This window comes from Gammaproteobacteria bacterium (assembly GCA_037388465.1).
GTDB lineage: Bacteria > Pseudomonadota > Gammaproteobacteria > SpSt-1174 > SpSt-1174 > JARRKE01.
This window is the reverse complement of the sequence record JARRKE010000005.1, coordinates 30,420-54,059: the sequence shown is the minus strand read 5'-3', so window position 1 is coordinate 54,059 and position 23,640 is coordinate 30,420. Positions and strand designations below refer to the sequence as shown.

The 23,640-nt window shown below is 62.5% G+C and carries 21 protein-coding genes; 9 read left to right on the top strand and 12 right to left on the bottom strand.

All coding sequences use genetic code 11. From position 1 onward, the window contains the following. Positions 1-11: 11 nt before the first annotated feature. The 6 genes from P8Y64_01885 to metG form a co-directional block, all read right to left on the bottom strand. Positions 12-917, bottom strand: a complete 906-nt coding sequence (locus P8Y64_01885) for an ABC transporter permease subunit (GenBank protein MEJ2059225.1) — start codon at positions 915-917, stop codon at positions 12-14. Further along, entirely contained in the window at positions 917-1,822 is a 906-nt protein-coding gene (locus P8Y64_01880; GenBank protein MEJ2059224.1) for an ABC transporter permease subunit, read from the bottom strand. Before P8Y64_01880 ends, P8Y64_01885 begins: the two co-directional genes overlap by 1 nt. Beyond that, positions 1,819-2,916, bottom strand: a complete 1,098-nt coding sequence (gene potA, locus P8Y64_01875) for a polyamine ABC transporter ATP-binding protein (GenBank protein ID MEJ2059223.1) — start codon at positions 2,914-2,916, stop codon at positions 1,819-1,821. The genes P8Y64_01880 and potA overlap by 4 nt, the downstream gene beginning before the upstream one ends. A gap of 98 nt (positions 2,917-3,014) precedes the next feature. After that, entirely contained in the window at positions 3,015-4,118 is a 1,104-nt protein-coding gene (locus P8Y64_01870) for a polyamine ABC transporter substrate-binding protein (protein MEJ2059222.1), read from the bottom strand. A 347-nt stretch (positions 4,119-4,465) separates the two neighbouring features. Then, positions 4,466-5,638 (bottom strand): GGDEF domain-containing protein, encoded by a 1,173-nt coding sequence (locus P8Y64_01865; GenBank protein ID MEJ2059221.1) that lies wholly within the window; start codon positions 5,636-5,638, stop codon positions 4,466-4,468. Positions 5,639-5,895: 257 nt separating this feature from the next. Next, a complete protein-coding gene (metG, locus tag P8Y64_01860) occupies positions 5,896-7,932 on the bottom strand; it encodes a methionine--tRNA ligase (protein MEJ2059220.1) in 2,037 nt (678 codons plus the stop codon). A gap of 210 nt (positions 7,933-8,142) precedes the next feature. Here metG and apbC point away from each other — a divergent pair, with 210 nt between their 5' ends. From apbC to P8Y64_01835, 5 genes are all read left to right on the top strand, one after another. Next, positions 8,143-9,234, top strand: coding sequence for an iron-sulfur cluster carrier protein ApbC (apbC, locus tag P8Y64_01855; protein MEJ2059219.1), 1,092 nt, complete (start codon positions 8,143-8,145; stop codon positions 9,232-9,234). Between the two features lie 50 nt (positions 9,235-9,284). After that, complete coding sequence (gene dcd / locus P8Y64_01850; protein ID MEJ2059218.1) at positions 9,285-9,851, top strand: dCTP deaminase; 567 nt, start codon at positions 9,285-9,287, stop codon at positions 9,849-9,851. Between the two features lie 110 nt (positions 9,852-9,961). Then, positions 9,962-10,147 carry an SEL1-like repeat protein gene (locus P8Y64_01845; protein ID MEJ2059217.1) on the top strand — a complete coding sequence of 62 codons (186 nt, stop codon included), beginning with the start codon at positions 9,962-9,964 and terminating at the stop codon, positions 10,145-10,147. A 146-nt stretch (positions 10,148-10,293) separates the two neighbouring features. Further along, positions 10,294-11,490, top strand: coding sequence for an ammonium transporter (locus P8Y64_01840; protein MEJ2059216.1), 1,197 nt, complete (start codon positions 10,294-10,296; stop codon positions 11,488-11,490). A gap of 186 nt (positions 11,491-11,676) precedes the next feature. Further along, positions 11,677-13,320 carry a Na/Pi symporter gene (locus tag P8Y64_01835; GenBank protein ID MEJ2059215.1) on the top strand — a complete coding sequence of 548 codons (1,644 nt, stop codon included), beginning with the start codon at positions 11,677-11,679 and terminating at the stop codon, positions 13,318-13,320. 15 nt (positions 13,321-13,335) lie between these two features. Here P8Y64_01835 and P8Y64_01830 read toward each other — a convergent pair whose 3' ends face one another. Together P8Y64_01830 and P8Y64_01825 are read right to left on the bottom strand one after the other, a co-directional pair. Further along, positions 13,336-13,911: a DNA-3-methyladenine glycosylase I gene (locus tag P8Y64_01830; GenBank protein ID MEJ2059214.1), complete on the bottom strand. Its 576-nt coding sequence runs from the start codon at positions 13,909-13,911 to the stop codon at positions 13,336-13,338. 179 nt (positions 13,912-14,090) lie between these two features. Then, positions 14,091-14,624: a hypothetical protein gene (locus tag P8Y64_01825; GenBank protein ID MEJ2059213.1), complete on the bottom strand. Its 534-nt coding sequence runs from the start codon at positions 14,622-14,624 to the stop codon at positions 14,091-14,093. 193 nt (positions 14,625-14,817) lie between these two features. Here P8Y64_01825 and P8Y64_01820 point away from each other — a divergent pair, with 193 nt between their 5' ends. Together P8Y64_01820 and P8Y64_01815 are read left to right on the top strand one after the other, a co-directional pair. After that, the gene (locus P8Y64_01820; protein MEJ2059212.1) at positions 14,818-15,048 is read left to right on the top strand and encodes a sulfurtransferase TusA family protein; all 231 of its coding nucleotides are present in this window, start codon (positions 14,818-14,820) and stop codon (positions 15,046-15,048) included. 65 nt (positions 15,049-15,113) lie between these two features. Further along, positions 15,114-15,731 (top strand): TetR/AcrR family transcriptional regulator, encoded by a 618-nt coding sequence (locus tag P8Y64_01815; GenBank protein MEJ2059211.1) that lies wholly within the window; start codon positions 15,114-15,116, stop codon positions 15,729-15,731. 10 nt (positions 15,732-15,741) lie between these two features. Here the strand turns inward: P8Y64_01815 and P8Y64_01810 are convergent, their stop codons facing one another. Beyond that, positions 15,742-18,714: an EAL domain-containing protein gene (locus P8Y64_01810; GenBank protein ID MEJ2059210.1), complete on the bottom strand. Its 2,973-nt coding sequence runs from the start codon at positions 18,712-18,714 to the stop codon at positions 15,742-15,744. Positions 18,715-18,865: 151 nt separating this feature from the next. Between P8Y64_01810 and P8Y64_01805 the strand changes: the two genes are divergently transcribed. After that, a complete protein-coding gene (locus P8Y64_01805; protein MEJ2059209.1) occupies positions 18,866-19,825 on the top strand; it encodes a magnesium transporter CorA family protein in 960 nt (319 codons plus the stop codon). A gap of 67 nt (positions 19,826-19,892) precedes the next feature. On the opposite strand, the gene P8Y64_01800 is transcribed toward P8Y64_01805, so the two are convergent. Together P8Y64_01800 and P8Y64_01795 are read right to left on the bottom strand one after the other, a co-directional pair. Continuing rightward, a complete protein-coding gene (locus P8Y64_01800) occupies positions 19,893-20,609 on the bottom strand; it encodes an SDR family oxidoreductase (protein MEJ2059208.1) in 717 nt (238 codons plus the stop codon). Positions 20,610-20,801: 192 nt separating this feature from the next. Beyond that, positions 20,802-21,455: a peroxiredoxin gene (locus P8Y64_01795; GenBank protein ID MEJ2059207.1), complete on the bottom strand. Its 654-nt coding sequence runs from the start codon at positions 21,453-21,455 to the stop codon at positions 20,802-20,804. Between the two features lie 411 nt (positions 21,456-21,866). Here P8Y64_01795 and P8Y64_01790 point away from each other — a divergent pair, with 411 nt between their 5' ends. Further along, positions 21,867-22,184: a hypothetical protein gene (locus P8Y64_01790; protein MEJ2059206.1), complete on the top strand. Its 318-nt coding sequence runs from the start codon at positions 21,867-21,869 to the stop codon at positions 22,182-22,184. Between the two features lie 6 nt (positions 22,185-22,190). Here P8Y64_01790 and mgtE read toward each other — a convergent pair whose 3' ends face one another. After that, positions 22,191-23,576, bottom strand: a complete 1,386-nt coding sequence (gene mgtE / locus P8Y64_01785; GenBank protein MEJ2059205.1) for a magnesium transporter — start codon at positions 23,574-23,576, stop codon at positions 22,191-22,193. Between the last annotated feature and the right edge of the window lie 64 nt (positions 23,577-23,640).

The window sequence follows — 23,640 nt, the reverse complement described above, 5'->3', positions numbered from 1 at the left end:
ACTGCGATACATCACTCCCGGACGCCGTGCGGCGCGTATTCCGGTTCTCCTTCTTCCTGCTGTTCCATGTCCTCGTCGACGGTGGTCGTCAACGCCATCTGGGCCTCGATGCGGCGTTTGCGCTCCATGCGCGAGGTGGCCCAGGCGGCGAGCAGCACGCTGACGGTGACGGCCAGCACCAGCAGGGTGGCCAGCGCGTTGATGGTCGGGCTGACGCCGAGTCGCACGCGCGAGAAGATCACCATGGGCAGGGTGGTGGAGCCGGGGCCGGCGACGAAGCTCGCGACCACCAGGTCGTCCAGCGACAGGGTGAAGGACAGCAGCCAGCCGGCGACCAGCGAGGGGGCAATGCCGGGCAGCATGATGACGAAGAACACCTTCCACGGCGCGGCGCCCAGGTCCAGGGCGGCCTCTTCGAGCGAGCGGTCCAGGTCGCGCAGCCTGGATGCGATCACCACCGTGACGTAGGCGGTGCAGAAGGTGGCGTGCGCGATCCAGATGGTGAGCATGCCGCGGTTCTCCGGCCAGCCCAGGCCGGTCTGCATGGCCACGAACAACAGCAGCAGCGACAGACCGAGGATGACGTCGGGCATGACCAGCGGCGCGGTGATCATGCCGGCGAACAGGGTGTGGCCGCGGAAGCGTCCGTAGCGAACCATGGACAGGGCTGCGAGGGTGCCGAGCACGACCGCGGTGCTGGCGCTGGAGAAGGCGATGCGCAGACTCATCCAGGCGGCATCGAGGATCTGCTGGTCATGCAACAGCGCGGCGTACCACTTGGGCGAGAAGCCGGCCCAGACGGTGACCAGCCGCGAGGCGTTGAAGGAATAGATGATCAGGCTGACGATCGGGATGTACAGGAAGACGATCCCGAGGCCGAGCATGAACGAGGTCGGTTTCGGCATGCGCAGCTGCATCAGAATCTCTCCAGCTCACGCGCCTGATAGCGGTGGAACAGGATGATCGGCACCAGCAGGATGAGCAGCATGACGATGGCCACCGCGGCGGCCGTGGGCCAGTCGTGATTGGCGAAGAATTCGTTCCACACCACGCGCCCGATCATCAGGGTGTTGGGTCCGCCCAGCAGCTCGGGGATGACGAACTCTCCCACTGCGGGGATGAACACCAGCAGCGAGCCGGCGATGATGCCGCCCTTGGAAAGCGGCACCGTGATGGTGAAGAACGCCTTCCAGGGTTTGGCGCCGAGGTCGTGTGCCGCTTCCAGCAGGCTGGGATCGTGGCGCACCAGGTTGGCGTACAAGGGCAGCACCATGAACGGCAGATAGGCGTAGACCATGCCGAGATAGACGGCGAAGTTGGTGTACATGATGTGCAGCGGCTGGCTGACGATTCCCAGGTGGATCAGGAAGTCGTTGAGCAGGCCGTTGGTGCTGAGAATGCCCATCCAGGCGTAGACCCGGATCAGGAACGAGGTCCAGTACGGGATGATGATGAGCATCAGAAAGATGCTGCGCAGCGTCGGCGTGGCGCGCGAGATCGCGTACGCCATTGGGTAGCCGATCAGCAGGCACAGCAGCGTGGAAAGGGCGGCGATCTGAATCGAGCTCAGGTAGGCGAGGGCGTACAGATCGTCGCTGAGCAGGAACAGGTAGTTGCCCAGGTCCAGCGTGATGCGCAGCGCGTCGTCCTTGAACTGGAGCAGCGCGGTATAGGGCGGGACGTCGATGACCGAGACGGCGAAGCTGATCTTGAGAACGATGATGAACGGGATCAGGAAGAACAGCAGCAGCCAGAGATAGGGGACCCCGATGATCAGGCCGCGCCCGCGCGGGAACAGCGGTTTGAAGCGTCGGAGTTTCATCGGGTCAGCACCACCGGGGCCTCTTCGTCCCAGCTCAGATAGACGCGGTCGTCCCAGGTGGGGCGCAGGTCGATGTTGCGGCTCTGGTTGGGCTGGGTCACCACCACGCGTTTTCCGCTGTCCAGACGCACGTGATAGATGGAGTGGCTGCCCTGGTAACCGATCTCGACCACCGTGCCCTGCGCGCAGTTATGGTCGAGCGGACTTTTTTCGCGCTGGATGGTGATCTTCTCGGGGCGGATGGCGGCCCACACCTGCATGTCCAGCGTGCCGCTGATGCCGTGGCCGACGCGGATCGGGCAGCAGGCCTCCGACGAATCGATGACCACGTGATCCGGTTCGTCCTCGACGAGCCTGCCTTCGAACAGGTTGACGCTGCCGATGAACTCCGCGGTGAAGCGGCAGTTCGGATGTTCGTAGATTTCGCTGGGCGTGCCGACTTGCAGGATCTCTCCCTGGTCCATGACGGCCATGCGGTGCGCCATGGTCATGGCCTCTTCCTGGTCATGGGTGACGATGACGCAGGTCATGCCCAGCTGCTCCAGGATGTTGACGATCTCGAACTGCACCTGGTTGCGCAGTTTCTTGTCCAGCGCGCTCATGGGTTCGTCGAGCAGCAGCAGCTTGGGGCGTTTGGCCAGGCTGCGGGCGAGCGCGACGCGCTGGCGCTGGCCGCCGGAAAGCTGGTGCGGTTTACGCTTGGCGTACGGCGTCATGCGCACCAGTTCCAGCATTTCCTTGATCGTTTTCTTGATCTTGTCCTTGGGCTGTCCTTCCTGCTTCAGGCCGAAGGCGATGTTCTGCTCCACGGTCATGTGCGGGAAGATGGCGTAGGACTGGAACATCATGTTGGTCGGGCGGTGATACGGCGCGACGTTGGTCATGTCCTCGCCGTCGATCAGGATCTGCCCGCTGGTGGGTATTTCGAAACCCGACAGCATGCGCAGCAGGGTGGTCTTGCCGCAGCCCGTACTGCCGAGCAGCGCGAAGATCTCGCCCTTGCGGATGTCGAGGTCGGTGTCGTGGACGGCGACGGTGCCGTCGAATTCCTTGCGCAGTCCCTGCAGGCGGATGTAGGCGGCGTCCGCATCCATTGCGGGGACGGTGTTACTTGCTGATTGCTGTGGCATGGTTCAGGGCACGCAGATGAAAACGCCCCATCCGCTGCCGGATGGGGCGTTTGATTGCAGGATCAGGTTCCTGTTTTGAGCTTGGTCCAGAGCCGCGTCATGATGCGGTTGATCTTGGGCTGCGGCGTCAGGTAGGTGTACAGCTTGTCCATGACGGCCGGCGGCGGATAAATGGCCGGATCGTCCTTGATGTCTTTTTCAACATACTTCAGCGAACCCGGCACCGGGTTGGCGTAGCTGATGTAGTTGGTGTTGGCCGCCTCCACCTTGGGGGAGAGCAGGTAGTTGATGAACTGGAACGCCTCCTTGGGGTGCGGCGCGTCGGCCGGCACCGCGAGCATGTCGAACCACACCTGCGCGCCTTCCTTCGGGATCACGTAGGCGATCTCCACGCCGTGCTTGGCCTCGTCGGCGCGGTCGCGCGCCTGGAAGACGTCACCCGACCAGCCGATGGCCACGCAGATGTTGCCGTTGGCCAGGTCGTTGATGTACTGCGAGGAATGGAAGTAACGGATGTAGGGGCGCACCTTTTCCAGCAGGGCGAAGGCCTTCTCGTAGTCCGCCGGATTCGTGCTGTTGGGGTCCAGGCCCAGGTAGTGCAGCGCGGCCGGGACGACGTCGGTCGGGGCGTCCAGCATGCTGACGCCGCAGTCCTTGAGTTTGGAGACGTACTTGGGATCGAAGATCAGTTTCCAGCTGTCGGTCGGCGCGTTCTTGCCCAAGCGCTTCTCGACCTCCTTCACGTTGTAGCCGATGCCGGTGGTGCCCCACATATAGGGCACGCCGTACTGATTGCCGGGATCCACCTTGGCGAGCTGTTTCATCAGCTTGGGATCCAGGCCCTTGAAATTCGGGATCATGGCCTTGTCGAGCTTCTGGAACACGCCGGCCTTGATCTGGCGCTCCAGGAAGTAGGCCGAAGGCACGACGACGTCATATCCGGTATGGCCTGCGAGCAGCTTGCCTTCCAGCACCTCGTTGCTGTCGAACACGTCGTAGGTGACGGGGACACCGGTCTGCTTGGTGAAGTTCGGCACGGTATCTTCGGCAATGTAGTCGGACCAGTTGTATACCCTGAGCGTTGGTTTTTCGGCCTGAGCCGGCAAGCTCGCCCCGAACGCGGTCACGGCCGCGAGGGCGATGGTTGTCAGTGACTTGCGGATCATGATTGCTCTCCTCGTTGGTATGGCTTCATCACATGGGCGGTCTTCAGACCATCGTCCTGATGTCATGCCTCAACGTCCCCCATTATCTGCGGCGGGCTGATGTTTTCAGAAGTCCGCAGTTTGTTATAGCAGGCTGCAACGTGTGAAGTTGTAACCCACAAACAGGGGATTGGAAATACCCCGCGCATATGAAGCAATGAATGCGCCAGTTACGCCGGGCGGCGGATGGCGGGCTCGGCCGTGGCGGCTTCGGGGGGCGGCGGGGCGGCAGCAATGCCCGAAAGCGGTGCGTGACTTGCCGTCCCGCACCCAATGCAGTGCAGCCGGCGCTATCGGAATCCGTCCGGCTATTTCCCCGAAGTGGAGGTGTCGGTCGCCGGCTGCGAGGGCAGCTGCCCTTCGACACGGTTCCGGCCCAGACGCTTGGCCTGGTACAGGGCGCCGTCGGCGCGTTTCACGAAGGCGGAAACGCTTTCGCCCGGGACGAAACGCGTGAAGCCGACGCTGGCGGTGACGGTGCCGACGTGAGGGTGTTCTATGTCCGCCAGACCGGCGCGCAGGCGTTCGGCCGTCTGCCTGGCCTGCTCCTCCGACTGTCCCGGCACGAGAATAATGAACTCCTCGCCGCCCCAGCGGGCCAGCAGGTCCGTGGTGCGCAATTGTCGCTGGACGAAGTGGGCGATGCGGACCAGGACCTCGTCGCCGACATCATGACCATGGGTGTCGTTGATGTTCTTGAACCGGTCCACGTCGAACAGCAAGAGGGAAACGGGCTGAACATGGTTGAGCGGGTCGGCGATTACGGCCTCGAGTGCCTGGCGCATGACGCGCCGGTTGGGAACGCCGGTCAGGGAATCCTGGGTTGCCGCCAGACGCATGGTCTGAGCGATATTGTGCACGCCCGCGGCGTGGGACTTGATCTGCGCCACGCCCCATAAGGCTGTGATGTACACCACATGCGACAGCAGCATGTTGATGATCATGTCGTGGGCAATCAGCGGTTCGATACGGCTCAGGATGGCCAGTTGCGGCAGGCAGAAGGCGGCGAAGATGCCGAGAGAGGTCAGTCCCGCGGTGCGTGGGGAAAAGAAGATAAAGGCGGCGAGATAGCCGAGCGGCAGCCACAGGGCCAGTGTCGCCAGTTGATAGTTGGAGGTGTGGCCGGTGACCGTCTGGTAGATGAAGAGGTAATAGTAGTTGGCCAGCAGATACAGGATAAAAGTGGTAAAGATCGTTGCGACGATGCGTTGCAGCAGCTGCGGGCGCAGAAAGAGCAGCAGGGTGCCCAGGCCGTCGGTCACCAGCAGGACGGGGTAAGCCACGCGGTCGATCGCGCCGATCAATCCGCTTTGCGTTTCCAGATACCAGATGGTCGCAATCGCAATGCTGGAAATGGCCAGCAGCAGGCGCAGAACGCGCAGCCTGAAAGCATCCGTGACCTGCGGGGCGACGCTGCCGGCCAGGTTGTTCAGATCGTCCGGCAGGCGTGCGTTGACCGTCTCGGTCCTGGTGTCAGGCATGTTGTTTCGTCACGTATAAGGTGCTGGCCAAACGCATCGGTCCCAAGTGTCGGCGGGAGGTTGGCCGATCAGGCACAACCAGTCAAGGCAATGCGTCACAGTTTGCGGATGCGTCAGACCGGCAGGTGCCTCCTGTCACGCAAGTGGCCGCTGGCAGGGTTTGTCGGCATCCTGTCCGAATTCTTTAGCAGCTTTTGGACCAGCGGGAATGGGGTATGGTTGCAGTGCCGTGCCCCGCGATATGCCGGCGCGCCGGTCTATTTCACCCGCATGCCGGGCTGGGCGCCTTCGTCCGGGTTGAGGATGAACAGATCCTTGCCGCCCGGCCCGGCGGCCAGCACCATGCCTTCCGACACGCCGAAACGCATCTTGCGCGGCGCCAGGTTGGCGACCATCACCGTAAGTTTGCCCTCCAGGTCTTCCGGGGCGTAGGCGGATTTGATGCCGGCGAACACATTGCGGGTCTCGCCGCCCAGGTCGAGGGTGAGCTGCAGCAGCTTGTCGGCCCCTTCCACGTGCTGGGCCTTGGCGATGCGCGCCACACGCAGGTCGAGTTTGGCGAAATCGTCGTAGTTGATCTCGGCGGCGATGGGGTCGTCGGCCAGCGGGCCGCTGACGGTTGGTTTGGCGGTATCGGTGGCTTCCAGAGTGGCTTTGCTGTCTTCGGTCATGGCGTCTATGGCTTTTGGGTCCACCCGCGTGAGCAGGGGCTTGAAGGGATTGATGGTCTGGCCGAGCAAGGGTTCCGCCGGGCTGGACCAGGTCAGCTCGCCGGCGGCGAGGAAGGCCTCGGACTCGCGCGCGATGCGCGGCAGCACGGGCTTGAGGTAGGTGATCAGCACCCGGTAGAGATTGAGCCCCTGGGTGCAGATGGCCTGCACCACGGCCTCGCGGCCGTCCTCCTTGGCCAGCACCCAGGGCTTCTGGGCGTCGATGTACTGGTTGGCGACGTCCGCCAGGGCCATGATCTCGCGCATGGCCTGGCCGAATTCGCGTTTTTCGTACAGCGCGGCGATCTCCTCGCCTGCGGTGACGAAGCGTTTATAAAGATCGGGCTCCGGCAGTTCGTCGGCCAGACGGCCGCCGGAAAGCTTGCTGATGAAACCCGCGCAGCGCGAGGCGATGTTGACCACCTTGCCGACCAGGTCGCTGTTCACGCGGGCGACGAAGTCCTCCAGGTTGAGGTCGATGTCGTCCACCCCCGCGCCCAGCTTGGCGGCGAAGTAATAGCGCAGGTATTCCGGATGCAGATGTTCCAGGTAGGTGCGCGCCTTGATGAAGGTGCCGCGCGACTTGGACATCTTGGTGCCGTCGACGGTGAGGAAGCCGTGGCACCACACCGCGGTCGGGCGGCGGTAGCCGGCCCCGCTCAGCATGGCCGGCCAGAACAGGGTGTGGAAGTAGGCGATGTCCTTGCCGATGAAGTGGTATAGCTCGCGGTCGGAATCCTTGTCCCACCAGGCGTGGAAGTCCAGGCCTTCGCGGCGGCACAGATTCTCGAAGCTGGCCATGTAGCCGATGGGGGCGTCGAGCCAGACATAGAAGTACTTGCCGGGGGCGTCGGGGATCTCGAAGCCCCAGTAGGGGGCGTCGCGCGAGATGTCCCAGTCGGACAGACCGGCTTCGAACCATTCGTTGAGCTTGTTGGCGATTTCCGGCTGCACGTGGCCGCGGGCGGCCCACTCGTGCAGGCCGTCCTCGAAGTCGCTGAGGCGAAAGAAGTAATGCTCCGAATCGCGGTATTCCGGCGTGGCGCCCGAGATGGCGGAGACCGGGTTTTTGAGATCGGCGGGGGTATAGGTCGCGCCGCAGACCTCGCAGGAGTCGCCGTACTGGTCCTTGGCCCCGCAGCGCGGGCATTCGCCCTTGATGAACCGGTCGGGCAGGAACATGCCGGCGACGGGGTCATAGGCCTGGCTGATGGTGCGGGTGACGATGTGGCCTTTCTCCTTGAGGCGCTGGTAGATCAGCGTGGCGAACTCGCGGTTCTCTTCGGAGTGGGTGGTGTAAAAGTTGTCGAAGTGGATCAGGAAGTCGGCGAAATCCTCGCGGTGCTCCTGGCCGATGCGCTCGATGAGCGCCTCGGGTTCGATGCCTTCCTGGCGCGCCTTGAGCATGATGGGCGTGCCGTGGCTGTCGTCGGCGCAGACATACAGGCACTGGTGTCCGCGCAGCTTCTGAAAGCGCACCCAGATGTCGGTCTGGATGTACTCCACCAGGTGGCCGAGGTGAATCGGCCCGTTGGCGTAGGGCAGGGCGGAGGTGACCAGGATTTTGCGTTGGGCGTCGCTCATTGCGAGGATCGAATCGTGCGTGCGGGAAAAGTCGGATAAGTTAACAGTATGCGCCTTGTCTTGCCAGACGAAAGGCGGGGTTATTCCAGCGCGCCGGGAGCGGTCGGGTATTCCGCGCACGGGGGTGCGGGGTTTCGAAGAACGGTGGGGTGTTGGTGTAGAATGCCCGCCCCTGATGAAAGTTAAGTGAACACCCGAGGTAGCAAAACCATGGCCGAAGTTTCACGCCTGCAGGTTGAGACAGCACTCAAGAATGTCCAGGACCCGTACCTGGGCAAGAATCTGGTCGAGGCCGGCGAGATCCGCGATATCAACGTCGAGGGCGGCCGGGTGGTCGTGCAGATCGGCTTGGGCTATCCCGCCAAGGGACTGGTCGATCGCCTGACGGAAGAGGTCAGGCAGGCGCTTTCCGGGATCGAGGGGGCGAACGATATCGATGTCCGGATCGGCTGGAACATCACCCCGCATGCCGTGCAGAAAAATCTCAAGCCCCAGGCCGGCATCAAGAACATCATCGCCGTCGCGTCCGGCAAGGGCGGGGTCGGTAAATCCACCACCGCGGTCAATCTGGCCCTGGCGCTGGCCGCCGAGGGCGCCCAGGTGGGCATACTCGACGCCGACATCTACGGCCCCAGCCAGCCGCGCATGCTGGGTATCCACGGCAAGCCGGAGTCCAAGGACGGTCGCTCGCTGGAACCGATGGAAAACTACGGTGTGAAGGCCATGTCCATCGGTTTCCTGATCGAGGAGGACACCCCCATGATCTGGCGCGGGCCGATGGTCACCCAGGCGCTGGAGCAACTGCTGAACGACACCCGTTGGGGTGACCTCGATTACCTGATCATCGATCTGCCGCCCGGCACCGGCGACATCCAGCTGACCCTGTCGCAGCGCATCCCCGTTTCCGGCGCGGTGATCGTCACCACCCCGCAGGACATCGCCCTGCTGGACGCGCGCAAGGGGCTGAAGATGTTCGAGAAGGTCGAGGTGCCGGTGCTCGGCATCGTCGAGAACATGAGCATCCACATCTGCTCCCAGTGCGGCCACGAAGAGCACATCTTCGGCACGGGCGGCGGCGAGCGCATGGCCCAGGATTACGGCGTGGATTTCCTCGGTGCACTGCCGCTGGACATCAACATCCGCGAGCAGGTGGACAACGGCCGACCGACGGTCGCAGCGGCGCCCGAAAGCCGGGTGACCGAGATTTACCGCGAGATCGCGCGCCACATGGCGGCCAAGCTGGCGGCGCAGTCGAAGGACTACAGCTCGAAATTCCCGAATATCGTCATCCAGAACAACTGATCCCATTCAAACCGGGGCGGGCGACCGCCCCGTCGGCGCGCGGGGCGTTTATGTCAATCAAGTCCGATAAGTGGATTCAACGCATGGCGGAAAACGAGGGCATGATCGAGCCCTTCGAGCCGGGTCAGATCCGGCATCACGGCGACCACCGCATCGTGTCCTACGGTACCTCCAGCTACGGCTACGACGTACGCTGCGCCGATGAGTTCAAGATCTTCACCAACATCAACACCGCCATCGTCGATCCCAAGGCCTTCGACGAAAAGAGCTTCGTCGACGTGAAGTCGGACGTGTGCATCATCCCGCCCAATTCCTTCGCCCTGGCCCGCACGGTCGAGTACTTCCGCATTCCGCGCAAGGTGCTGACCATCTGCCTGGGCAAGTCGACCTACGCCCGTTGCGGCATCATCGTGAACGTGACCCCGCTCGAACCGGAGTGGGAAGGGCACGTGACGCTGGAGTTCTCCAACACCACGCCGCTGCCGGCCAAGATCTACGCCAACGAGGGTGTGGCGCAGATGCTGTTCCTGGAATCCGACGAGGTTTGCGAGACCTCCTACAAGGACCGCGGCGGGAAGTACCAGGGGCAACAGGGCGTGACCTTGCCGAAGACGTGAAGTTGGTGAGGCGTAAGGCGTAAGGATACGGCCGCCGCTATCCCAATCCGTTAATTACCATGTCCGGTCCCTACCATCCGCTCCCGGGCGAGCGATACGAGTCCATTTCGATGGCCGCTTTTCGCGGCGATGCCGAGGCCCAGTACCGCTTGGGCGAGGTGTTGCGCCGTGGCCTGCTGGGGCAGACTGTCGATGAGCGCCAGGCCCGTTACTGGTACAACCGTGCGGCCCGCGGCGGACATCGCAGCGCCGCCTTTCTCGTCAACAACTGGCGTAACCGCCATCATTTCAAATAGCGCTTCGCGCGCTTCCGGTGCATTTACGCGTCCGGTGATGCCTCTATAAGCCACTGATTTTCTGTTCGATACGCCCTAGAATGGTGCCTTATTCGCTGCGTTGCCCTAGACTCGCCATCTTTGTGCTCCATTTCAGGTCAACGCCAATGTCAAATCTGAACACCGCGGTCGATACCTTTTTCGTTCTCATGGGTGCCATCCTGGTACTGGCCATGCATGCCGGTTTCGCCTTTCTCGAGGTGGGTACGGTGCGTGCCAAGAATCAGGTCAATGCTCTGGTAAAGATCCTCACCGACTTTTCTGTTTCCACCATTGCTTACTTCTTTATCGGCTATTACATCGCCTATCACACCAACTTTATGCACGATGCAGGGACGCTGGCGGCCGGGAACGGCCACGATCTGGTGAAGTTCTTTTTCCTGCTTACCTTCGCGGCAGCCATCCCGGCCATCATCTCCGGGGGCATCGCCGAGCGCGCCCGGTTTGTACCTCAACTGCTGGCGACCCTGATCTTGGTGGCGCTGGTGTATCCGTTTTTCGAGGGGCTGGTGTGGAACGGCAACCTCGGGTTTCAGCACTGGCTGACGGGTGCCTTCGGTTACCCGTTCCACGACTTCGCCGGTTCTGTCGTGGTACACGCGATGGGCGGCTGGATCGCGCTCGGCGCGGTGCTCGTGCTCGGCCCGCGGCATGGCCGTTATGGCAAGAACGGCGAGATCTACTCGCATCCGCCGTCGAGCATTCCCTTTCTAGCCCTGGGCGCCTGGATCCTGTGCGTCGGCTGGTTCGGGTTCAACGTGATGTCCGCTCAGGAGATTCAGAACATCAGCGGCCTGGTGGCGGTGAATTCGCTGATGGCCATGGTGGGCGGCACGCTCGCGGCTTTGGTCATCGGCCGCAACGATCCGGGTTTCGTGCATAACGGGCCGCTGGCCGGTCTGGTCGCGGTGTGCGCGGGGTCGGACATCATGCATCCGGTGGGTGCGCTGATCACCGGCGCGGTGGCCGGCGGCCTGTTCGTGTGGCTGTTCACGCTGACCCAGAACCGCTGGAAGATCGACGACGTGCTGGGCGTCTGGCCTCTGCACGGACTGTGCGGCGCCTGGGGCGGGATTGCCGCCGGTATCTTCGGGCTCAAGGCGCTCGGCGGGCTGGGCGGCGTGTCTTTCGGTTCGCAGGTGATCGGTACTGCTCTGGGGTGTGCGATCGCGTTGATCGGCGGGCTGGTGGTTTACGGCGTACTCAAAGCGACGGTGGGTATCCGCCTGACCGAGGAGGAGGAATATCAGGGCGCCGATCTGAGCATCCACCATATCCTGGCGAGCCCCGAATACGACCGCTAGCCGCCGTCTATCTGCCGCGTCCGTTTTGTTAAGATCATAGGGCGCGGCAGAGGCATCTCATGCCACGCACAAAGGAGCATGCATGGCGAGAGCGCAGGGTGGGTCGAACACGGTAAGGGGCGGCCCGCCGCGCTTCCCTGAACCCACTGCCAATCACATCGCCTCCGGCACCGGCGGGGACGGCGCATGAGTGTCTGGTTGCATCTGGGACTGCAGGCCGTCGGCGGCCTGGGACTGTTCCTGCTTGGCATGTGGCTGTTGACCGAGGGGCTCAAGCTCGCGGCCGGCCATACGCTGGAGCATGTGCTCGGCACCTGGACGCGGAACAAAAAGCGGGGCTTCGTCTCCGGGCTGGCCCTCACCGCGCTGGTGCAGTCCTCCAGCGCGGTGACCATGGCCACCATCGGCTTCGTGAACGCGGGTCTGCTGACCCTGGCCCAGTCCCTGTGGGTGATGTTCGGCAGCAACGTGGGCACCACCATGACCGGCTGGCTGGTCGTGCTGCTGGGCTTCAAGCTCGAGATCGACGCCTATGCCCTGCCGGTGATCGGCATAGGTGCCTTGTTGCGAATCTTCGCGCGCGGGGAGCGCACCCGTTCGCTGGGTGGGGCGCTGGCCGGTTTCGGTCTGCTGTTCATGGGCATCGAGGTGCTGCGCACGGCTTTTGCCGCGCACGGTCCCGGCGAGACCCTGCTGGTGCCGGCGTCGGCGGGACTGCCCGATCTGGTGCTGATGGTCGCCATCGGCATGCTGATGACCATGGTCATGCAGTCGTCCAGCGCGTCCATGGCCGTGCTGCTGACGGCCGTGCAGGGCGGTCTGCTGCCGCTCGAGGCGGCGGCCGCGGCGGTGATCGGCGCCAACATCGGTACCACGTCCACCGCGCTCATCGCATCGCTGGGTGCGACACCGGCCGCCAAACGGGTGGCTTCGGCGCACGTGGCCTTCAATCTCATCACGGGGATTGTCGCACTGGCCATATTGCCGTTGTTCATCTATGTCGTGCCCGCCCTGCAGCGGCTGACCCATGAAGGCCTGGATGCGACCACGACCCTGGCGCTGTTTCATACCCTGTTTAATCTGCTGGGGGTGGTGCTCATGGTGCCGCTCAGCGATCCGCTGCAGCGTTTTCTGTTACGCCGGTTCCGGACCGCCGAGGAGGATGAGGCACGCCCGCATTATCTGGACGGCAACATCGCGTCCATGCCGGATCTTGCCCGCACCGCCCTGATCAAGGAGCTCGGCCTCGTCGCGCCGATGATTACCGGGCTGGGCATGCAGTCCATTCATGCCGCCACGCGGGACGTCCATCCCCTGAACCGGCGCCGCCTGGCACTGGATCAACGGCTTGCCGCCATCAGCCGTTTCAGCTCCTCGGCGTCGCGCGAAACCTTGCCGAAGGAGATTGCGGTCAGCCTGGAAGAATCCATGCGTATCGTTCAGTACTACCTGAACGTGACGGATTTGTGTGTCGAACTGGCGGAGCTGCGCGTGGAACTGCGCACGGCGCACGAGACCGGGCTCAAGGAACCGATGGATGTCTGGCTGACCGCATTGTCGCGTCTGTTGGAGCTGAATGGCGAACCGGAAAAGTACGATGCAACCGCATACGAAAATCTCTATTCCACCGAGGAACAGACGCATGACGAGGTCAAGGACCGTCTGCTGGCGCTGGCGGCGGGTGCGCAGATCAGCGCCGAAACCCTGAGCACGGCCCTGCGGTTTTTGAGCCTGTCGCGCCGCATGGGCAAGCAGATGCGCAAGGCGATGAGGCATCTCGATGCGCTGGCACGGTATCAGGTCCCCGAGGCCGGCAACGAGGCGGCCTGAACCGGCGCGTTTACGCTACTTCCCGCCTAGCTGCCCGTGCCGAAAACAGTCCGTGGTGTGGTCGTTCACCATGCCGACGGCCTGCATGTAAGCGTAGCAGATGGTCGAGCCGACGAACTTGAAGCCGCGCCGTTTGAGTTCCCGGCTCATGGCATCCGATATCGGCGTCGAGGCCGGCACCTGCTTGAGCGTGCGCCAGGCATTCTGGACCGGTTTGCCGTCCACGAACTGCCAGATGAAATCCGCGAAGCAGTCGTATTCTTCCAGGACGTCCAGATAACGCTGCGCGTTGTTGATGGTCGCGTCGATCTTGAGCCGGTTGCGCACGATGCCGGCGTCATCCAGCAGCCGCCGCCTGTCGGCGTTCGTATAGCGTGCCACCTTGGCGGGGTCGAATCCTTCGAAGGCGCGGCGGTAGTTCTCCCGCTTGTTGAGTATGGTCGCCCAGGACAGACCCGCCTGGGCGCCCTCCAGGATCAGCATCTCGAACAGGTGGCGGTCGTCATGGTTGGGCACCCCCCATTCGTGGTCGTGGTAGTCCAGATAAAGCGGGTTGTTGGCCGGTGCCCAGCCGCAGCGCGTGATGTGCATGGTCTTGGCGTCATGGTTCACTGGCCTCCCATATTGGCGAACGGGGCATGGGGGCGCAATGGCCCGCGTGCCGGGAGCCAATGAATACCATCTAACGCCCGCGGCGTTCTATTTAGGCCTCGCTTTACGCGCTGCCCCGGCGGGCAGCCGGGGGGCTTTGGATTCAGGACAGGCCGGTATCAGTAGTCCGCTTCGAGCTTGAAGGCATTGAAGACCACATCCGAGGCCAGCATCCGGGCGCCATGGGTTACCGCATCCAGGATGTCGCCGTCACCCCAACCCAGATCGTGCATGGCCCCGATGTCGTCGGCATTCACCTCTGAAGGCCGCCCCACGGCTTTGAGGACGAACTGCAGCATGGCTTTTTCGCGTTCGTCCAGCGGGGCGCTCGAGGGGTCTTTCCTGAGTGCGTCCACCTGCTCCTGCGAGAGTCCGAAGCGGTTGATCAGCAGGCCGGTGTTCAGACCGATGCAGTACTCGCAATTGTTTTCCTGGGAAACCAGCAGGCGAATCATCGCCAGCAAGGGCTGGGTGAAACTCCGCTGGCTGGCGTTATAGGCAATGTATTCCCATTGTTGTTTGAGCAGCAGCGGGCTGACACTCATGATCGACAGGGCGTTGGGAACGCCGCCCAGTATTTTTTCCGCCTGGCGGTAGATTTCGGCTACATCGTCCTGGGCGGATTCGAGGGGTACGGTTGCGATCAAGGCCATGGTGGTTCTCCTGTTGTAGATGTTCGTATCGATGTGAAAAGACATGGATAAGACGGCAGTCGTCGTCCGGGCGTTTGCCTGGGTGATTATGGCACAGGTTGACAGATGTATGTCTTAGTCGTATATAAGTAAACGGTCACTAACTTGTGGCTGGTTGTTGTCATCGATCCGATACCTTTTCAGGAGGTGTGCCATGACAGGCTTTGACTCAGAATTGAATGCCGCGGGTCTCAATTGCCCGCTCCCCATCCTCAAGACCAAGAAGGCCATTACCGAGCTGCAGGCCGGCCAGGTCATCAAGGTGGTCGCCACCGATCCCGGTGCGGTGAAGGATTTCGAGGCCTTCTGCAAACAGACCGGGCACGAACTGGTTGAACAGGAGCAGGGCGGCGGCGAATTCGTTTTTTATATCCGCAAGCACTGAAGACACGACGAAAGGCGTGCGGTGGGGTGGTAGGCTATTCCCACCGCACCCGCTCGATGTCTGATATGCGCAAACGACTCAGTGCACCCGAACGGCGCGCCTCGATCGTCGAGGTGGCGGGCCGCCTGTTCGCCGATAAGGGGTTTCATGGCGTCTCGGTCGACCAGATCGTCAGCGAGGTCGGCGTCAGTCCGGCGGTGCTGTATCGCCACTTCAGCTCCAAGGAGCAGCTCTACGAGGCGGTGCTGGAAGAGCTCTCCGGTACCCGCGAGGACTACGTGGAAGCGGTGGTGGAAACCGAATCGGATTTTGCCGCCGTGCTGCGTGCCCTGACCCGGGTGTTCGTGGGCAGTATCGCCTGGCGGCCGGAGCTGCTGCGCATGGAGTTGCACAGCATGCTGGAAGGCAATGAGGCGGCGCGGGCGTTTTTCAACAACCGTTGGAAGACGTTTACCGATTACATCGAGTTCAATCTGGGGGAGCTGGAGCAGAGCGGGAAGATCCCCGCCCTGGACAAGCGGGCGGCGGGATTGATGTATCAGGGCATGATTCGCGAGGCCTTGTTGACCAAGTGCCTCGACCCGCACGACCGCTTCAACGAGATTTCATTGGATGCGTTGACTGACCGGCTGGTGGATTTGTTCCTGGATGCGGTGCGGTATAACGCACCGGACAGCGCCTGAGGTATTCGCCTTAATCCCTTTGATGGCCCCTGGCCCAGGCGAGGAACTCGTCCTTGGGCATGGCCGGGGCGAACAGGTATCCCTGGACGGTGTCGCAGCCCTGTTCGCGCACGAATTCCAATTGCGATTGCGTTTCCACGCCTTCGGCGCAGACCGTCATGTCGAGGCTGTGGCCCATGGCGATGATGGCGCTGGTGATGGCGGCGTCGTTGGGGTCCGTGACCACGTCGTGTACGAACGACTGGTCGATCTTGAGGGTGGAAACCGGGAAGAGCTTCAGCTGGCTCAGGGAGGAGTAGCCGGTGCCGAAGTCGTCGATGGCGAGCCGGATGCCTGCCTCGTGCAGTGACAACAGCATGGCGCGCGCCTGGGGATGGGTCATCAGAAAGCTCTCGGTCAATTCCAGCTCGATGCTGGCGGCGCAGATGTCTGCCGTGACGATCTGGTCGAGAATGCGTTGCTGCAGATCGCGCTGGACGAATTGCCGCCCGGACAGATTGAGCGACAGCGTCAGATCCGGAAAGCCCGCCTGGTTGAATTCGAAAACGGAACGGCAGGCGGTGCGTATCACCCATTCGCCCAGCGGAATGATCAGCCCGGTGGTTTCCGCGACCGGAATGAAACGGTCCGGCGGAATATTGCCTTCCTCGGGGTGCAGCCAGCGCAGCAGCGCTTCGGCGCCTACGCAGCGCCCGCTCGCGGCATCGATCTTGGGCTGGAAGTGGAGATGGAAATCCTCGTTTTCGATCGCGGCGCGCAGCGCGTGCTCCAGGTCGAAACGGTGACGCGCTTTGAGGCTGAGCTCCTTGGTGTAGGTGTGCACGCTGTTGCGGCCTGATTCCTTGGCGGCGTACATGGCGGTGTCGGCGTGTTTGAGCAGGTCGTCGAAATCCGTGCCGTGCTTCGGAAAGAAGCTGATGCCGATGCTGGCGGTGACGACCAGCTGCGTATCATCGAGTTGCAGGGGCTGTTCGATCGAGGTGAGGAGGCGTTCTGCCATGTCCTCGGCATCGTCGATCGCGTGCAGACCCTCGAGCAGAATGATGAATTCGTCCCCGCCGAGTCGGGCGACGGAATCGTCCTCGCGCAGGGTGTCGCAGATGCGCTCGGTCACGCTCTTGAGCAGCTGGTCGCCACAGGCGTGTCCCAGCGTGTCGTTGATCTCCTTGAAGCGATCCAGGTCCAGGAACAGCAGGGCGAGCATGGTGTCGTCGCGGCGCGCACGCTTGATGGCGTGGGCGACGCGGTCGCTGAGCAGCAGGCGGTTGGGCAGGCCGGTCAGCGGATCGTGCTGGGCGATGTACTGCAGCTGGGCCTCGTCTTCGAGCTGACGCGTGATGTCGCGGCCGGTGCCGACCAGGCCGATGGCGTTGCCGTTGGTGTCGCGCAGCACCACGGCGTGGAATTCGTGCATGATTTCCTGGCCGTCGCGGGTATAAAGCGGGAGGACGATGGATGCGCTGCCGGTGACGATGGTTTCCTTGATCGCGGTCTCGATGGAGGTCTTGTGCGTTTCGTTGAAGAAATCGGTCGGCAGCATGCGGGAGATTTCCTGGTCCGTATAGCCGGTACGGGTGCTGAAGGTGCGGTTCCAGCGCAGCAAGCGTCCGTCCAGGCCGATGACGTAGAACAGGTCGTACATGCTGTCGAGGGCGAGGCGGGTGAAATGTTCCGCCTCGCGCAGGGCCTGTTCGGCCAGAGCGCGGTCGGTGACGTCCTGGATGAACCCGGTGGCGAAAACCGCGCGTCCATCTGCGTCGTGTTCGATGTAGGCATGGTTGCGCAGCCACACCCATTCGCGACGGGTTTTGTTCCAGATACGGTATTCCATCAGGAACTCATTGGTGGCGCCGTCAATCGCCTTGCGGATCCGGTCCAGGTATTTGTCCCGGTCGTCGGGATGAACCCGTTCGATCCAGCTTTGCGAATCGGTATTCATTTCCTGCACGTCGATGCCGTACAGGTCGTAGGCGCGCGAGCTGTAATAGTGCGGGTTGAGGTCGGGCAGCGGGGTGGTGTAGATGACGCCGGGGACGGCCTCGATGACGCCGCGCAGGCGGGCTTCGGAACTGCGTGCGCTGTCCAGCAGGCGCTGGAACTGCAACGCCTCGCTGAGCTGGCGGGCAATGGATTCGAGCAGCGGAATCTGATCTTCGCCAAAGGCTTCGTCGTTGGTGAAGCTGACGATGCTCAGTGCGCCCAGCGGCTGGGTCTTGTCCAGGATCGGCACCACGATCAGGCTGCGTATGCCGGTGGCGACGAAATACGGATTGGCGAACGGGCTGTCGGGATAATGGTTGGCGATCTGGGCGCGGCCGGTGCGGAAGGCGATGCCGGCCAACCCCTGGTCGGCAGGAAAGGGTTTGTCGAAGCGATGTTCCGGATGGCCCTCCGCGTGTTCGTGAGTCGTCCAGCGGTAGCTCAGGGTGGGTTGTTCGTCATCCTTGAGCGCAATACCGCCGCCGTTGCCGCCGGTCAGTTCCGCGGCGCGAAACAGGGCGCGCCGGGCGACCCCTTCCAGGTCGGTGCGGGTGGACAGCTCCTGGATGATGTCCACCAACAGGTTTTCGCGTTCCCGGGAGCGCTTGAGTTCGCGCAGGTCGGTATAGACCCCGACCAGGGTCCGGCGTCCGTCGAGCTGGGTTTGTACCTTATGGGCCACAAGGCGGCAGGGGATTTCTTCCTGGTCGGCGGAAATCAGACAGACATCGCCTTCCCAGCGTCCTGAGTCGATGATGGTGTTGTGAATCTGCGTGGTATTCGCTGCCGGGCTTTGCCGATGGTAGGCACTCGTAGGCAGCGTGCGCAGCTCTTCCAGGGAGCGGCTCAGCCAGCTGCGCAGGGTTAGGTTGGCGTAGATGAACTCTTTCGATTCATCGAGGATCAGAACTCCGACACCAACAGTGTCAACGATGCTCTTTAAGTAGGCGCGATCCTCGATGACCTGACTGACGTCGTCCATTGTTTCGGGCTGGAAGTTCATCCTGAGGTTGTCCAATAACCGCCTGCCGGCTCAGTATAGCATCGGCTGTTCGCGTACAATCCCGTGGAAGCCGGCGGTGTCGTCGGCGGTTTGTTGTATCGTTTTCGATTCTGCTGGTAACGGATGCAGCTGACAAATAGGCTAGCATGATATGGAACTGACAGGTTTCCAACACGGCAAGGTCATTGCGGATCTGAGGTCGCGCGAGGAGGTTGCCGACTGTGATCTGGTATGGCTCGATTTTTTCCCGGGGGAGACCAATTGGCCGGAGCGGGTCGGCCAGCTCACCGGATTGCACATACACGAGGAACACCTGTGGGACAGTACCAACCGCCAGCATCCGCCCATTTATGACTACACGGCGGAATACGAGCTGCTGGTGCTGCGCAGCCTGATTCCCGGCGCCAAGGAGTCGCTGACCGCGACCCGCTCCATTTCCATTTATCTGTCCGAGAAGGTGCTCATCACGATCCGGACCGGTCCGGAGCCGGTGCTGGACCGGTTGAAGAAACGGCTGACCGCTGGCCTCATGCGGGCGCCGGACGGTCCGGTCAATCTGCTTTCGCTGATCCTGACCTTTCTCGCGGACGAATTCCTTGCGCTGCGCGAGCCGTTGTCCCTGCAATTGGAAAACTGGCAGTCGCGCCTGCTGGACGAGCGCAACGACTTCACCGAATGGCGGCGTCTGATGGACATGCGCGGTCAGCTGCGGCGCTTCGAATTGCAGATGGAAGGGCAGTTGAACGTCCTGTCCAGCTGGCGTCTGGACACCGATTTCCTGATATCCGATCACCTGGCGGTGCGCTTCAGCAACGTCGAAGAGCATCTGCAGCGCGTGCTGGGGCACGTGCGCTCACTGGAGCAGGACATCGAGTCGCTGGTGCAGATCTATTTTTCCGTGTCCAGTCAGCGCACCAACGAAACCATGCAGGTCCTGACGGTGATTTCGGCCATTTTCCTGCCGCTGAATCTGATTGCAGGCATCTTCGGCATGAACTTCGAGGACCAGCCCCTGCTGCATTCGTCGCACGGCTTCTGGTTCATCCTCGGGCTGATGATCGTGATCATGTTCGTCATGCTGTGGCTGTTCCGGTCCCGCAAGTGGTATTAAGGGTAAGGCGTAAGGCGTAAGGCGTAAGGCGTGGGTACTACACTTCGCCTAACTCCTAACGAAACCCTCACCAGGGGATCGGTTCGCGGTCGCGGAAGAATCCGCCGCTGGGGCCGTCCTCGGGCAGGGTCGCCAGCCACACCACCGTATCGGCCCCTTCGGCCACCGTCCGCGTGGCGTTGGGTCCGCCCATATCGGTCTGCACCCAGCCGGGGCACACCGAGTTGACCTTGACCCCCGTGTCCTGGAGTTCGTCGGCGAGAATGCGCGTCACGGCATTGAGCGCCGTCTTGGAGAGGCGATAGGCGGGGCAGCAGCCGTTCATCTCCGACAACTGTCCCATGCCGGACGACATGTTCACGACGCGTCCGCGCCGCCCCTGCATCAACGGAACCAGGGACTGGCATACCCGCAGCGCCCCGAAAGTGTTGGTTTCCATGGCCTGGCGCAGGATTTCGATATCCGCCTTGAGTGCGCTGCTTTCAGGCTCGCCGGGCGAAGGGTCGGGGAAAATACCTGCATTGTTCACCAGCACATCGAGCCGACCGTGTTCTTTTTGAATGTACTGCGCCAGCCGCTTGATGCTGTCGAGTGCGGTGACGTCCAGAGTCTGGAACTCGACGTCGAGTCCCTCGTCGCGCAGTTTCTGCGCAGCCAGCTCGCCCTTGAGGGTGGCCCGTGCCGTCAGGATGACGTGATAACCCTTGCCGGCAAGCTGACGGGAGGTTTCCAGGCCGATGCCGCGGTTGGCACCGGTCACGACTGCTATGGGTTTTTCGGACATGATGGGTGACCGTCTGCTGTTCGTGGTTTTAGTCTGACAACGCCCGGGTGTGGCGGTTTGGTCGCATGGCGCAGTGACCTCATCCCGCTGCCGCCGGGTGCGGACCCTGAACAGCATAGCCTACAAAAAGCCGCGGCGTGCCATGGCACGCCGCGGACGGGGTTGCAGCCGGCTCGAGGCCTGGCGCCAGGATCAGCCGAGTTCTTTTTTGCTGAAGTACCAGTCGGTGTACTCGTAACCTTCACCGGCTCGTGCCTCGGCAGCCTCCGCCGTCTGCGGCGGCGGTACGATGACCTTGTCGCCGGGCTGCCATCCTTCGGGCGTGGCACAGGCGTTGGCCGAAGAGGTCTGCAGGGCTTCGAGCAGACGCAGGAACTCGGGGATCGAGCGGCCGTTGGTCATCGGGTAGTACACCATGGCGCGCAATACGCCCTCGGGGTCGATGATGAAGGTCGCGCGCACCGCGGAGGTGTCGCCCGCGCCGGGGTGGATCATGCCGTAGGCCTTGGCCACCGCCATGCTCAGGTCCTCGATGATCGGGAACTGGATGTCGACCCCGAACTTCTCCTTGATGTTGCGCACCCAGGCCAGGTGGGAATAGATGCTGTCGATGGACAGCCCCAGCAGGTCGCAGTTCCTGGCCTGGAATTCGTCGTAGTGCCTGGCGAAGGCGGTGAACTCGGTGGTGCACACCGGGGTGAAGTCGGCCGGATGTGAGAACAGGATCAGCCAGCGGCCCTTGTAGTCCGACAGCTTTTTCACGCCGTGCGTGGTCTTGGCCTCGAAGTACGGGGCCGGTTCGTTGATCCGGGGCATGCCCGGGGCATTGCTCTCTACGTTTTCCATGACGTCTCCTGAATGATGCGATGTGGTTGGGACGTCTTAAATATTAGTAATCGCTTATATTTAAGGCTAATTGATTGTGAAAATATGGATCATAGGTTCCGGCTATCACTTAAGGTCCGTTATGGGCAATGGGTCTTGCCGGCCAAATCCACCGGCCCGATTCACGTTGCAATTTCCGCGTATTGGGTTAAACACTGGGGAGCCATGCCGCGTCTGGCAGACGGCTGTGCCGCAGCATATCGCCGCCGCCGTTGCCTGGCCATGGTAAAGCTAAAGCCCGTTATGAGCGAAGCAGCGAAAATCGAGCCGTTCGGCCATCACCTGCGTTACGAGGCAAGGTTTGAGCGCAAGCGGGCAGCTTATTCGGGCCGCATGCGGCCTGTTTTCTGCCCAACACGTATGAGAGTGTCCATGACTGACCAAGTACACATGACGCGAGAAAGGCTGGAACAGGCCTTTCGCGATCCCGCCGCGGTTTTTGCCGGCCCGGAGGAGGTCGTCGATCATCCCGATCTGACCCTGGATCAGAAGATCCAGATCCTGAGTGCCTGGGAATACGATGCGGCGGAGGTGGCGGTGGCCGAGGAGGAGGGCATGCCGGGTCCCGACGACGATTTGCTGCGCCGTATTCTGCTGGCGCTGGACACGCTGGTACAAGACTTCGAGCGTCAGCCCGTTGCGCCCACCAAGCAGCATGGCCTGCTGGGCACGGCACTTAAACGCGGTTAATCGTCCTCAGGTGTGATGCCGGACGATGAGTAGCGTGGCCAGGCCGAGGAAGGAGGCGTAGCCCACCACGTCGGTGAAGGTAGTGAGGATGGTGGCCCCCGCCACGGCGGGGTCGATGCCCATGCGGCGCATGATGAGGGGCAGGACCATACCCACCAGGCCGGCGTTGAGGAGGTTGATGATCATGGCCAGGGCGATGATGCCGCCGATCTGATCGTTGCCGAACCACCATACGGCAATCAGAGCGACGACCAGGGCCCATAGCAGACCGTTCAGCAGGCTGACGGAAATCTCTTTCAGGAACAGCCAGCGCAGGCTGGAGGAGGCCACCTGCCCCAGCGCCTGGGCGCGGATCACCACGGTCATGGTCTGGGTGCCGGCGATCCCGCCCATGCTGGCGACGATGGGCATGAGCACGGCCAGCGTGACGAGCTGCTGCAGGGCGCCCTCGAACCGGCCGATCACCCAGGAGGCCAGGAAGGCGGTGGCGAGGTTGATGCCAAGCCAGACGGCACGCCGCCGCGTGCTGGGCCAGATGGGCGCGAACAGGTCCTCTTCGGTTGGGCCGGTCATCGGCGTGACCGCGGCGTGTTCCGCCTCCTCGCGGATGAGGTCCACCACGTCGTCGATGGTGATACGACCGAGCAGGCGGCCGTTTTCGTCGACCACCGGCGCGGTGATCAGGTCCAGGTCCTCGAACCGTTTGGCCACTCCCCCGGCCTTCATGTCTGCCGGGATCGGTTCGATCCCCTGATTCATGACCTCGGCCACCGTGTTGTCCAGTTCGCTGGCCACCAGCACCGAGAGCGGCAGGATGCCCAGATACTTGTCGAAGCGGTTGACCACGATCAGGTTGTCGGTGGCCTCCGGCAGCTCACCATGACGGCGCAGGTAACGCAGCACCACGTCCAGCGTGACGTTGGCGCGCACCGTGATGGTGTCGGTGTTCATCAGGCCGCCGGCCGAGTCTTCCGGATAGGACAGCACGGACTCCAGGCGGTGGCGGTCCTGCTTGTCCATGGCCTCCAGGGTCTCGGCCATGACCTGGGCGGGCAGATCCTGGATGAAGTCGGCGAGGTCGTCGAGGTCGAGGTCGCGGATGGCCGAGAGCAGCTCCTCCGTGTCCATCTCGCGGATCAGGCTGGCGCGGATCTCGTCACCCAGATGGACCAGCACTTCACCGTCGTTTTCGGAATCGACGAGTTCCCAGACCAGTTCGCGCCGGGCGGGCGGCAGCGTCTCGAGCAGATGGGCGATCTCGGCCGGATGCAGCGCATTGAGCATGGAACGCACCGCATCCAGGGCCCCGCTGCGGATAGCGCCCTCCTCGAAGACGGAGGCGAGGTGCTCAAGCAGATGCTCGGTCTTGGTCCGAATCTCGGTTTCGGCCATGGGGCGCCCTCGGGAAAAAGTGGATACTCAGCCGCTCAGTGTAACAAGGGCGATGCCGCGATTG